We start from the raw sequence: 13,700 nt of genomic DNA on the forward strand, positions 1-13,700 counted from the left end.
TCAGAAAATAATATAAAATATTATTGAGTAACTGCTCAGTCATCATTATACTGTCATTGAATTGAAGGAGGAATAGCTTATGAAAAACTCCAATATTATTTTCTTTGAAAGAACATTCCCAAGTGCAAACATAGTTCTTATTAAGGATCGCCTACCTATTCTAATTGATACTGGTTTTGGGAGTGATACGAAAGAGACAGAGCAATTAATTAGAGACGCAGGTGTATCACCAGAGGAATTGCACCTTATTGTAAACACGCACTACCATAGCGATCACGTAGGTGGAAATTTTCATTTTCAAAAAAATTATGACATTCCAATTGCTGCTCATAAATGGGAAGCCGAATTAATTAATTCTTGCGATTCGGAAGCTTGTAGTGCAGATTGGCTAGATCAGCCTGTGGAACCTTACCTGGTCAATAAAAAGCTCTCAGATAACGTTGAGATTAACACAGGAAGTAGAACGTTAAAAGTCTTGCACACACCAGGACATACACTAGGGCATCTAGCTTTATACGAACCTGAAGAAAAGATATTAATTTGTGGGGATCTCTTTCACAAAGATGATATCGGTTGGTTAAATATCTTTCGAGAAGGTGTTTCTGCTATCCAACGATCGTTAGAAAGTTTAGAGCGGGTGTCCAAGCTTCAGATCAAGCGGGCATATTCAGGACATGGATCTCAAATCGAAAATCCTCTTGCTGCCATTGATGCAGGAAGGAAACGGTTTGAAAAGTGGCTCGGAATGCCAGAAAAAGTTTCATGGCATGGCTGTAAGAGGATCTTTTCATTCACATTAATGTTGAAAGACGGAATGGCAAAAGAAGAAATAGATAATTACCTATTAAGTTGTGGGTGGTTCCAAGATTATGCACGCTACTCTTTTCAGCTTCAACCTGAAGAATTTATTAAAGTTCTAATCGATGAAATGATTCGTTCCGGAGCAGCTAGCTGGCACAACAATCTTTTAACCGCAACCGCTCCATACAAAGCACCAAAAAAGAATTGGATAAATAAAAATATTAAGCCAAATAATTGGAGAACTCAAGACTCTTTCACGTAACAAATAGAAAAAGGAGAGGTTTATATGTCATTAAAGGTTGGCGATATCATTACGTTTGAACGGACTTTTACAATAAGGGATGTTGAATTATTTACAGAGGTTTCAGGTGATGAAGGAAATCATCATATCACTCCAGATGAACAGGGAAGGCTTGTAGTTCAAGGATTATTAACATCCACTCTACCAACAAAAGTAGGTGGGGATTATAACGTATTGGCTCGTAATATGAATTTTGAGTTTGTAAGACCTGTGTTTACGGGTGATACCATCATGTGCGAAGTTACAATTGAAAGGTACGAAAAGATTGAAAGAAATAGAACATCTATAATGGCAACATTTCTATGTAGAAATCAGAATGAAAAGGAAGTGCTTAAAGGTAATTTTTCAGGTGTAATACTTTAAACCTATGATGCTATCTTGCCTTTGAATTTCCTTTTACAAGTCATACTACTGCCTATTTACCTCTTAATTTTTGGTGGAACAACTGGAGTTATAGAACTAGGCTTTCTAGTAGAAAGTATTTTCATTATTTTATTCATACCTTTGTTCTTGGCTTTCCTTATAAAATGGCTCTTGAGGAATAAGCAACAATTAAGAGAAAGTTTCCCAGGCCAACCTTTGATAGCATTAGTATTAATTATTGGACTTTTATTGGAATTGCCTATTTTGGCTCTCATCACGCAGCTTTTATTATTTATGTCTAAAGGTAAAAATACATAAAAACAAAGAAGGCACACATTTAAAGACTCTTTTAAACAATAAAATCCTATTGTGGCGATACTTTCACCACAATAGGATTAATAATCTAATGACAGACTCATATTATTATCTGTGACAAAATTAATTATAACTTACAACAAAAAAAACTGTTCAGTTACAACAAAGTCGGGTACTGCTAAAGACTAAAACCCGCATTCTTACGTTTGAAATTTCATATTGTAAAAAAGAAAGTCGGGTACCGACTTTTTTTCTACTTTACAACAAAGTCGGGTACTGAGAATAAAATATGCCTTTGATTTTAAAAGGATATTGGATAATTATGTTATAATATATAGAAGATTGTGAAGATATACACTTAAGCTAAACCAGCTAATAGTTTGTCAACATTTTTCAATAAAAAATTTAAAACAAGCATGATATACTAAAAATGAACACGCCAAATAACCTTCCATGACACTCCTTTTGGAAGGTTTTGTTGTATTTTGTTAGATAGAGTTTTTACGCTATATCATGGAAAGTAGTCTTGTTTCTTAGTACGGCATAAATCCAATGTAAGAGTTTATGTACACAGGCAATAACGGCTACTCTATATTGCTTTCCTTTTCGTAATAACTTCGTATAGCATACATTATAGAAGTTATACGATGGCAATCTTAGATAGGTGCTCTTGATATTGAAGAACAATATCTATTAATACATTGAGATTGAAAACATGACTATCATACATATTCTTTTGAAACGGATTGCGTTTGGCTGCTTCTATTAGCTTTTCTGCCTTTTCTCCAGCCCATTTATCAGACCGTCTGGTACATAATGAAGCTATCTTTTCTGTTCACTCTCTTTCGCTAACACCTAATACGGACTCGGACGTAGGAAATGCAGATAAAGTTAATAGCGAAACTCTAGAGTATAAATCACCAAAGACACCTCTATACTCTGGAATTATTTGATCCAACAGAGTTTGCAATTGAACCTTAGTCTGAGCAGCTACTTCTGTAATACTCTCTTGTTGTCTTGTTAGGTTACGAAGGTTTAAGAGTTGTATGCCCCTTTTTTTATAAGGCTCTAATTCTTCTTTATAAAAGAGCTCACAAAGGTGATAAGCATCTATTGCATCAGTTTTTACTTTTCGTAAACGTGAACTTTGCGCTCTATGGGAAATTAGAGGGTTTACAATGATATAGACGTATTTTTTCTCCTCTAAAAATTGAATTACGGGAGAATGATAGTGACCAGTTGACTCTAAAATAACCGTAGGTTGTTGTCCTTTAGCCATTTTTTCTACTTCTTGTAGAAAGATTAATAATGTGCCTAAACCATCAAGATCATGAACAACGCTAAAGCTCTTACGATAAGGTTTCCCCTTATCTAAAAATGCCTGTACTTGACTTTCTCCTTTAGCTACATCCAGACCAACGACTGGATTCATATATAAATCTCCTCCTTAGAAAATACAAATTAGTCGGGAACTCCTAACGCTTCTTGTAATATCATAGGTTCGCTAGTTAAACGGGATCTTTTTGTCCCAACCAGCCTGAAACATGTTTATACAAGTAGGGGGGGAACAGTTTAGCTGACGGGATCGAATCCCACGGAAGCTGCGTTCTACCCCGACTACCGTTATAATAAGACCATATAGAAAAAGGTCAACCAGAAATATCTGGCTAACCTTATATTACGAACGGGAGCGTTAGTTAGATATCAATATGAAATAAAATGAGCCTGGAGGAGAACTCTAAGCTCATTTTTAATGTGAATTGAATTGTTATCTTTTAACCGTCTCATACTCTGAAACTCTTACTGAAATTAACCTTTTAACTTCGTTTGAAACGGTCGGTCGAAGTCCTGCTTTTCTGTAAATCTGCCATTCAATGATTGGATTTCCCTCTTCTTTTAATTTCTTGATTCTGAATTCAACCCTTCTCTTTTGGAATGCAACCGTATCTTCTGATACTTTACTTATATACTCCAATGTTTTAGGGAGCTTATCCGCTTTCTTCTGTAATAACGATAATTCGTTTATTTTTTTACCGATAGAAGTTACCGTAATCTTCGTTGGCTTTTCAGCATCAATATCCCAATTTCGGATAACTTTCTTCACTTTTTCCAATATTTCTTTATCTCGTTTGTCCCAATCGACACGTTGATTGGGAGTTGTTGTTCTCTTCTTTACAGGAGAGTATTCATTAAGCCATTCGCGATTGTTCCGATACAAATAGGCATATACTTCAGGAGCCATCTTCCTCAGTTCCGTTTTTGACTTTTCAGGGTATTCCTCCTGAAGTTTCAGCCATGTGTTTTTTCTTTCATTTAATTGTGCTTCATAATCTTCCAAAGCATCGTTTACGTTTATCCTTTTAACTTTCGGCAACTTCCATGGTACTTTTAATTCCAGCTCAGCAGCGTATTTTTTGACTGTCGCACGATCTGCCTGCAATTCTCTTGCTATTTCTGTAAGGTAATTCTCTTCGTTAACCAATTCAGTCAGTCTTTCTTTCCAAACATGACCATATTCTTTTATCGTACCGATACGATACTTGTTTTCTCTGTTTTGGTCAGGTCCTCTCCTCGAAAAAACAAAACCACAATCACAACTGAATGTTCCAACTGGTTTCCTTGTATCATAACAAGTGGTTAAAGTTAGATTTGTTATGACTGGCTTATGATGATTGGGACAAGCAACATTAAGACATAACCAAGGTCCCTTTCCAAATGGAAGATACTCCTTTTCACCAAATAAATGATTTAAATCAGTATCCAAAAACAACATTACTAAAAGATGGCGAATCGGATGAAAGGACTTGCGGTGTTTTTGAAAGATCATCGTTAACCAATCGGATTCTTCAAAAAATACTTGTGACTGCAATAATTCTAAACTGCGTTCGGAGAATGTTGCTCCAAAAATCTGGTATAACCTGTCCCTTTTTAAAGACCCGTTGATACTTGCATATCCCTTTTGTTTTAAAAGGGTCAGGTATTTTTCCCGAAGCGTATTATCAGTCTTTTGGAGATGGATATTATTTAGGAGAGATTCGGTTGCTTTGGCAACTTTTATGAGCAAATGCACCTCTTCTTTCTTTAGTCCATCAAGATTATTCTTTGTTCCTTCAACAGATGGAGTCGCGATGATATATTCATGTTGATTTTGTGCTTTTATTGAAGCATTTGTTTCTTCCAATGCCCTTTCGTGTTTAGGACACATAAAAACGCTAGGAGCTTGATGAACCCTACGCCAATACGTTTCACCATAAGTGTCCATATCCTCTTTGATGCAATCACGGCACACCCATAGGTGTGTTTTTAATTTGACATTGCTTGCTGAAAGACCAATACGGGTGTGTATTGTACTACCCTTATTATCCAACATGGACTGCTTTACTTGTTCCGCCTGCTTAGGAAGCAAAAAAGCTGCATAATAGGGGTACATCGTATGATCATTAATCAATTGTTCTGCATCCCAATATGAACCCGTTTGTCTTAGTAAAGCATTTATATTGGCTGGTAAGTCCCAAACGGACCGAACAGTCCGTTTTTCAAACAATTCTTCTGTTGTCATTTTGGGACTCGTATTTCCAGACCTTACATGATACCTTGCCAATACACTGTATAACAATTCATCAGGATACGGAGTGGGAAACCAATGCAGCATGTTCTTCATCCTCCCAGAATTCATCTAATGGTTGTTTAACAATATTTTTTTCGAGAAACCACTCGTGTACTGATTTTTTCTTCTGCCTTGCTTCTTGCATCAAACGACCTAAATAATTTACATCACTAGACATGGTTTTCTTTTTCTTGTTCTTGCTCACTACTTTCCTTTCATCCTTTTCAATAAGAAGTTTTACCACTTCTTTTATCACCATTGACTTTTCAATGTCTTCACCAAATTTTTCAAAGACATTTCTAATGGCGGTTTGTACTTCATTTGGGTCAAAATCCATGGACAAAAGTTGTAAGGTAACCTCTTCTAAAAGAGATTGCTCCTTTTTTTGACGTTTTTGATCTTGTATCTTCTTTTGAATACGAACCTTTTCATGCAAATCAATGGAGGCTTTATATTTTTCAATTTCTTCATCCATATCAATGGGACGAATATCCTCATATTTGGCAATTTCACTTGGGATTCCTGACCTTAATGCTTCTAACATTGGTCGAACCAACCTCAAGCTATCTCTTGCCACTTGTTTGATGATTTGTTTGGTTATCCTTTCTTCCCCTGTTGCAATCGCTCTTACCTGTGAGAGCATGAAGAGTTTGACGGCAATGTCGATAATCCCTTGGCTTTCATCATAAAGTAACTCACTAAATTCACTTGAAAGGGAGGTATAATTGGTTGTCCACTGATACTCCCACATACCTTCCACGAATAAATCCCACGAGTCATCTTGTGGCATCTGAGACCAAACCATATCTCCTTGCCCACTTCCGCGTCTTGCTTGCCGAAATTCGCTTTGCAAAATCGAAATGGCTTTATTGGTTCCGACCATCAAAACGGGAATCCCTATTGTGTTAACTAATGTGACGAAAAAGTTCAGCATTTTATCCGAACCCCCACTTTTACTAAGGCTAAGGTGCTGGACTTCATCGATAATGAGTAAACCAATTCCGTGAAGACTAGATAAATGAGCCATTCGTTGTAACATCAAGTCCGTTGTGTTTTTTTGTGCTCCAAATTTGTTTAAATAGTTGGACCCTAATAATCGATCAAGCTCTGAGAAAAAACTCATACATAACCCTTTCAGTGAACCATCAAATGGGCAATCTAGTTTCATCCAACTTATCTGAGTATAAATAAAGGGTTTTCCTTGGTACTCATGATGCTTGATGAGTTGAGGATAAAATGACAGCACTCTTTCGATTGCGGTCGATTTTCCAATACCAGAAAGACCGATAATCGTAAATCCAGCTGCTGTCCGTTTTGCTTCTGTTTGATAATCCTTTAAAAATCTTCCTTCTTTTATCGCTTGATAACTTTCATGGACCCTCATGACTTCTTCCTTTCTTATCGGACTTCTGTGGAGGTATCCTTGACGAATTGCTCTAGAAATTCGTTGTTCAAGATCCAGATGGTTTTCAAATGGCTGGAAGTATTGAAATAATCTCTGTACACAATGAAACCGATAACTAGCATTTAAGGTTCGTTCTTTTTCATCAAATCGAGGAAACACTGAAATTTGCTCAATCACATCGTCCTCTGTAAAAATTGGAGGAAGTGCTTCAATCAATGGATTTGATTCATAATCTTGAACAATCTGGTCGCTGTAAATAGCATTAACTATTACTTCACCATGCAAAATAGGTGTGTCACTCGCTGCTAGTTCTTGCATGCTTCAACTTCTCCTTTTGGTTTCGACGTAATAACTCCATCCTAGAAGTACCTTGTTTTGGAAGTGTTTCTTCGACTTTTCCTTCTGATACATTCTGTTGAGTGAACTGATTGGTATCTGCCAAAAGAAAGGCTTCCTCTTTCCGTTTTGCTTCTTTTTCCATCGAGCGATTTCCGCGAATGCCTTTTACCTTTTGGTTGTTGCTCATTTCTACTTTTTCCGCACCCAAAGATTTCTTCGCCTTTTGGACAATGTGTTCGATGTCGCTTGTTAAATCTGATTTCTGTTGGATTTCTTCATGGGCAAATTCTTGTTGTTTTAACAATTCGTAAGCAAAGTAATACTCTACTTCTTCGATTGTTTTACCACTGTATTTCTTATGATGAACTAGTAAGGTTGCAACTTCGTAACCCCTACCGTCTTCGCTAGGCAAATAAATGTGTGACATGTTCCGCGGATCATAGCAAATAGGGATTTTCCAGCTCTTTTGTCTTGCTTCCCCAAACCAATTTTCTTTTAAAGCGGTTTCGCTACTGAAACGCATTTTCTTAAACTCGATTCCTTTATAGGTTACTCTAGCATTTGCCGTTGGTAGAAGATGGAGTTTCACAATATCTTCAGAATAGGAGCGAAGTTTACCCGAACGATTCTTAATACCCCAATTCCATAATTCGCGGGGAATAAGTGAAACCTCATCTTGAATTATCATTTCATCTTGATTGTAGTTCTTCAGCCAATGATGATTATTATGGTGGAGTACACAATGGATGATGACACTCGTAAATTCCTCTAATGTTAAGGTTGCATCTAATCGATAATCCCGATCACCTCGCACCTTAACATCCACATCTACAAAGCCAGGAATAAATGGTTTGACTTTGGTATGAATGGTTTTAAAATGTTGCTCAACAATTCCTTTCCAATCCGCTCGATATGGAGGAGTATTTTCTACTTTCATATTAAAAGCAGAAATAAGCCGCTCAACATTGTAACCCTCTAATTCTCCTCGGTCTGCTAATAGTGTTTGAGGAAGGTAATGACAATTCCACTCTTCTTTTGTTATATCAATACCGTATTGCTTGCAATAGGAAACTTTATCACTAGCTGTGTTGGAAAGAGCCATCATTGCACCATACCATGAGGGTCCTTCCAGCCCTACATACAATCCAACGACCATACGGCTAAAAACATCGATTACTACATAAATGACAGGACGACCAATGATCCAGTTTCGATTAAAAGAACTAACAATATAAACATCTGCAATTGTTGCATCAATTTGATATTTTGTCCCTGGACCATAGAGTTCACCAACAGATGTTCCTAACACTGCCCGATCCTCTAATTCATATTTCCGATTACCTTTTCTTTTTCGAAGTTTTTCTTCGGATTTATAAGTCTTTTCATACCAAAATCGGAACTGCCTTAATGTCGGGAGATTATCCTGATCGAGGAGAATTGGTTTTTTCACACCATTTTCATAACGATAATCTGCAACAAAAAAGGTCTTCAGCATCAAGTCATAAGTCGTTGCCAGAGGATTCTTCCTTACGTTATGATAAAATCTCTTAACACTTACCTCAAAAATCCTTTTGATTTCATCATTTATGACAATGCCTTTACCAATTATTGACCCGAACTTCCTTGGTCGTCCCGTCTTGACAGTAAACTCTTTATCCTTTCCCTTTCCTCCAGAATTTTTATAGTCGGGTAGCAAAGCATTCTTCGTTTTTCCTCTTTGCCAAAATTGAGTCAAATATTTATACAGTAAACGCTTGGTCTTTCCTGTCCTTTCCATCGTCGCTTTTATAAGTGGACCTCTTTTTTCACTCTCATAAATTGCTGGTTCTTGTAGAACTAAATTTTCAATACATTTCCAGCGTTCATCTCTCAACAGTTTATTATGCTCAGAGAGTTGTTCTTCGGATTGATAGACAAAGCCATAAGGTTCTTTATCAACAATCGATATTAACTCCTCAGCGTGTAGTTGTTCCAGATCGGAGATTTTCCGTTTGATCGGTAATGCTTTTTCTATTACAATGTTGATGGTGTAACAAATTATGTTACCTTCATCAATCCAAACGATACGTTCCAAGTGTTTTTCGCCGTTCGCTTCTTCAATACTGATAATGTCATTTATAATAAACATTAATTTCCTACTTCCTTATTCTAAATTTTTAAACACATCTTCTATCCAAAGATGAGTGTGAATCTTTTGATTAATATCTATTACTTGGAGTTCTTGACGAGCAATTAAATGCTTTAGAATTTCTAAGCCCATTCCGTTTTCTAATTGAAATGTTTGATCAAACTCTGTCACCATTTCAATAATCGAGGTTTTATACTTTTTTATAAAAGATTTCATTTGATGGATATACGTTTGAAGGGCTGAACCCAACAATTCTTCTATTTCAAAATAGGAGTGATGGAGCCATTCAACATTATCAATCATGTTTCTTGGCAATTCTTTTTCCGTAATAATTCCCCAATCAATCCCACGATCTTCCCAATAAGAACGTTCAATCTCAAACTTTTCAATAGTCCGCTCATTTTCCAGTTCTTTTGATGGTTTTACCGTTCGAGCGACATGATTAGTAGCTGCTGAGTCTTTTATTGTAATAAAAAAATCAGTTGTCATCACAATAGGAACTTGGGATTTCGGATCGTTCGGATGCTTAATTCCTTTTTCATTGGCAATGAACCAAGTGTCTTCACGGCTTAGCGGAAACTGCTCTCGTACATCCACAACAGAGTTGTTCCATTCCAGCACATAGAAGTAATCCTTTTCCAATTTGGATAAGAATTGATGGATTCGGTTTGTTTTCCACCCTTTTCCTCTTGTAGCAAGTCCGCTTGATGGGAAATCTTGAATATTAATCCAAGGTTTATAATCCTCCCCTGTTCCTTGACCCCGACCTTCTTTTTCCATTTCAAGGATTTTCTTTTCCGTTAATTCTGTTTTCCTTTTCATGATTGTCACCCCTTTGCTGAGATTTCCATGTTCCTATCATAGACAGGAAGTGCTCACCTTACATGCTGTAAAATTTGCTAGTGCAGATTTTTACCAAAAGAATATTTTTAGAAAAAATTATTTAAAATAATATATTTTTGATTAATTTTTTACCTAGTCGCTTTTTAATTATTTGAAATAAATTTGTTTTCCAGTAATTTACAAATTACATTTTTCTATCATTATGAGCAAAAAATGTCGTTTATAAACAACAAAATTGCAAAAAAATGACCTGTTACTTTAATAACAGATCATTTTTTGTCGGATGCAATTTTTAAAAAGCCATTAAAATGATATAAATTCCGATGAAACTCATCTCTATTTTCATCTTTACAGTATTCGATCGAATTATAAAATAACGCCTTTATTTCAATTAATATTTGTTCGTCTTCTAAATGCCTGACAACTTCTGGTGAAAACGTTCGATCCTCAGTAACTTTCAAAAGTAATTGTCTCCATGTTTTTGGCATTTTTATTTTATTATTATGTAGTGCATTAATAGCCCCGTTTGTAGAAAGTTCATCAAAGGTTATTAAATACGATTCAAAATAATCAATTTTAGGATCTTTCCCAACAACAAATTCATCTACACGTTGCTTTAGTTCAGATGGTTTTACATTTTTACTGTACTTTCTCATTAAAACCGATCGCAGCTTTTTTAAATACTCTTCATATTCCGCCTGATCTAGTCCATTAATCGTATTACGAACATTATCGACATACATATTATTTCTCTCCCTTATTTCTCTCTTTTTTAAAGTAATATCCGATTATTCAGAATAAATACTCGTCTTTTCTATTTTTTATAAAAAGAATCTCGTATGCAACAGCATTCTTATATTGCAACTAAAGTTAATACTAATAACATTTTCTACAATTCTCAAAATAAGTTGTTCTCTTTTGTTGAATGGGTTAAGTTATTGTCATAGGGGGGAAATATATGGAATTTAATGATCATATTTGGGAATGGTCGCTAGGTCTTCCTAAATGGCAAAATGACTTAATCAGAAGGCTATATCAAAAATCTACGCTCGAAAGCAAAGACACAGATGAAGTAATAAATAATATCCTTCATGAGAATGGTTTTTCTGAGAGGATTTTAACCATTAGTCCTTTAGAGAAAAATAAAATCCCTAATAAAAGTCCGAAAGATGCCATTAAGATTATTGCATTAAAAAACTTCAATAATATTGCCGCCATTGAACCAGAGTATGGGCTTGAATTTTCACCAAATGGATTAACGGTTGTTTACGGTGAAAATTCCGCTGGCAAATCTAGTTATGCTAAGGTGTTAAAGCAGTCTTGCCGAGCTGTGGATGACAAAACAAAGATTCACCCGAATATCTATAAATCAAGCGGTTCAATAAGCACTGCCGACATTTATGTACAGCAAAATGGCACAGAAACCATTATTAATAGAGTGGTAAATACCGCACCTGAACAACAGTTAACATCCATCAGTATTTTCGACACTGATTGTGCGAGAGTTTATGCAGAATCCGAAAACGAGGTTGTATTTATTCCAACTGAATTTAAAATCTTCGATGATCTTGCTCAGCATCAAACTGGAATAAAACAAAGATTATTACAGTTAAAAGATGAACTTTTAGAAACACTGCCTTCATTCCATGAGTTAACCAGTCTTTCTAAGGTCAAATCATTTGTTGAATCTATTTCTTACAAAACGAAAGAAAAGGACATTCAGCAGAATTGTAATTTCACAGAAAAAGATCTGGAGCGGCTTAAACAGATGACAAAAGATTTAAAGGTCCTTATAGATTCAAATCCTGTTAAATTGATGCAGGAACTGCAAAGGAACATAAATGATATTACAAACTTAAAAAACAACCTCCAACAAATTCTTAACGAATTATCTTTTGAAAAAGTCAAAGAATTTGTCTCGGCACATCAACGATACCTTGGTTCGAAAGCAACGCTGGAAGTTTTAACTCGTGAAGCATTTGTAGAACAACCTTTAGCTGGTGTTGGTAGTGATCCTTGGAAAAAACTATGGCACACCGCCAAACAATATCATGAAATTGCTTATCCTGGGCAGTCATTTCCATACGTCGAGAATGAAGCAAAATGCTTATTATGCCAACAAGACTTAAAGGAAGAATCTCGAATTCGATTAACACGTTTTGAGGAATTTATGACTGACAGCATCAGTCAAGAGACAGCTCAGTTACACTCTCAAAGACAAGGTTTAATAGCTAAAATAAAATCTTTACCATTCACAAAAGTGGCAGAATCCTCTGTTCGTACTTTCTTTTATCATGATTCACCTGAATTGGATATGAAAGCGGAATTGTTTATCCAATCAGCAATAAAAATTAGTACATTATTACAAAATGCCGAGACAGATGTACACCTGTCCTTGGATGACATTCCAGAAATAGAACTTCCGCCTCTAAAAGAAATGGAACATTGGTTAGAGATAAAAAATAGTGAGTTGAAACATTTAAAAACAATAGCCCAACAAGACAACTCAGCAGAATTACTGTTGGAACAGAACGAGTTAGTTTCAAAAGAAAAAATCTTTAAAAGAATAGATGATGTATATCGTTTAGCAAAAGTTCGCCAAGAAGTTGATAAGATTGATAAAGCAATAAAATCGCTGGATACAACAAAATTGACAAAAAAATATAACGAATTATCCAGTTCATTGCTGACTGACAAGTTTAAGGACGAAATCGAAAAAGAACTAAAGCAGCTAAGAAGGGAACACATTCTATTCAAGCTAAATAGCAGAGGAGTAAAAGGTAAAACCACTATAAAACTCGCTTTGGATTCCAGTTCGAAAATAAACATTAACGAAATCCTAAGTGAAGGTGAACAAAAAGCATTATCAATAGCATTCTTCCTTGTGGAAATTTCTTCTATACCATCAAATGGAGGAATCATTCTTGATGACCCCGTTTCCTCTTTAGACCATAGCAGGAGAGAGTATGTAGCTCATCGATTGGTACAGGAAGCTAAAAAACGTCAAGTCATTATTTTTACACACGACATCGTGTTTCTACACACCTTGCAAAAACATGTTAATTTACAAAACGTAAACGCATCCTATTGTTCTATAAGGAGAAATGGTAATAGAGCAGGGATTGCAAAAACGGAAATGCCATGGATAACCCTTTCAACCAGTAAAAGAATCAAATACTTAAAAAATGAATTGCCAAAACTAAAAAAGTTACAAAGCCAGTTAGATCCTGATATGTATGTCCCGCAAGTTAAAACATGGTATATGCTTCTAAGGGAATCGTGGGAACGTGCCGTAGAAGAATTGTTGTTAAACGGTGTTGTTGAACGGTTTAATCCAAGTGTTCAAACACAAAAACTTAGTAAAATTAAATTTTCGGATGAGATTGTCCAACTCGTAACAGAGGGTATGACAAAAACATCCACTTATGTACATGATGAGTCTCATGCCATCGGTCGAATACTACCAAATAATGAGGAAATGCTTGAGGATCTTAATGTGTTGGAGCAGTTCACCAAATTGTTTAGAAAATAAATTGATATTTCACCAAATTAAAAAGGACCAATTCTGGTCCTTTTGTACTTTTTTTCTCTCTGATTT

General features: G+C 35.7%; 8 protein-coding genes and 1 pseudogene. 3 read left to right on the forward strand and 6 right to left on the reverse strand.

Translation table 11 applies throughout. From position 1 onward, the window contains the following. The first annotated feature begins 79 nt into the window (after window positions 1-79). Both CD003_RS15925 and CD003_RS15930 read left to right on the forward strand, forming a co-directional pair. Window positions 80-1,063, forward strand: a complete 984-nt coding sequence (locus CD003_RS15925; RefSeq protein WP_096202050.1) for an MBL fold metallo-hydrolase — start codon at window positions 80-82, stop codon at window positions 1,061-1,063. A 24-nt stretch (window positions 1,064-1,087) separates the two neighbouring features. Further along, window positions 1,088-1,465 carry a hotdog domain-containing protein gene (locus CD003_RS15930; protein WP_096202051.1) on the forward strand — a complete coding sequence of 126 codons (378 nt, stop codon included), beginning with the start codon at window positions 1,088-1,090 and terminating at the stop codon, window positions 1,463-1,465. 816 nt (window positions 1,466-2,281) lie between these two features. Here the strand turns inward: CD003_RS15930 and CD003_RS15940 are convergent. The 6 genes and pseudogenes from CD003_RS15940 to CD003_RS15965 all read right to left on the reverse strand — a co-directional run bounded on the left by CD003_RS15940 (window position 2,282) and on the right by CD003_RS15965 (window position 10,845). Next, window positions 2,282-3,212, reverse strand: a pseudogene (locus CD003_RS15940) (IS110 family transposase). A 336-nt stretch (window positions 3,213-3,548) separates the two neighbouring features. Further along, complete coding sequence (locus CD003_RS15945) at window positions 3,549-5,432, reverse strand: TnsD family Tn7-like transposition protein (protein ID WP_179295573.1); 1,884 nt, start codon at window positions 5,430-5,432, stop codon at window positions 3,549-3,551. Then, the gene (locus CD003_RS15950; RefSeq protein WP_096202054.1) at window positions 5,401-7,110 is read right to left on the reverse strand and encodes an ATP-binding protein; all 1,710 of its coding nucleotides are present in this window, start codon (window positions 7,108-7,110) and stop codon (window positions 5,401-5,403) included. The genes CD003_RS15945 and CD003_RS15950 overlap by 32 nt, the downstream gene beginning before the upstream one ends. Next, a complete protein-coding gene (locus tag CD003_RS15955) occupies window positions 7,088-9,259 on the reverse strand; it encodes a Mu transposase C-terminal domain-containing protein (protein WP_096202055.1) in 2,172 nt (723 codons plus the stop codon). The genes CD003_RS15950 and CD003_RS15955 overlap by 23 nt, the downstream gene beginning before the upstream one ends. A 15-nt stretch (window positions 9,260-9,274) precedes the next feature. After that, on the reverse strand, window positions 9,275-10,081 hold the full coding sequence (locus tag CD003_RS15960; protein WP_257008336.1) for a TnsA endonuclease N-terminal domain-containing protein: 807 nt from the start codon (window positions 10,079-10,081) through the stop codon (window positions 9,275-9,277). A 290-nt stretch (window positions 10,082-10,371) separates the two neighbouring features. Further along, a complete protein-coding gene (locus CD003_RS15965) occupies window positions 10,372-10,845 on the reverse strand; it encodes a hypothetical protein (RefSeq protein WP_096202057.1) in 474 nt (157 codons plus the stop codon). Window positions 10,846-11,060: 215 nt separating this feature from the next. Between CD003_RS15965 and CD003_RS15970 the strand changes: the two genes are divergently transcribed. After that, on the forward strand, window positions 11,061-13,634 hold the full coding sequence (locus CD003_RS15970) for an AAA family ATPase (protein WP_096202059.1): 2,574 nt from the start codon (window positions 11,061-11,063) through the stop codon (window positions 13,632-13,634). Window positions 13,635-13,700: the final 66 nt, after the last annotated feature.

Source organism: Bacillus sp. FJAT-45350 (genome assembly GCF_002335805.1).
Lineage (GTDB): Bacteria > Bacillota > Bacilli > Bacillales > NISU01 > FJAT-45350.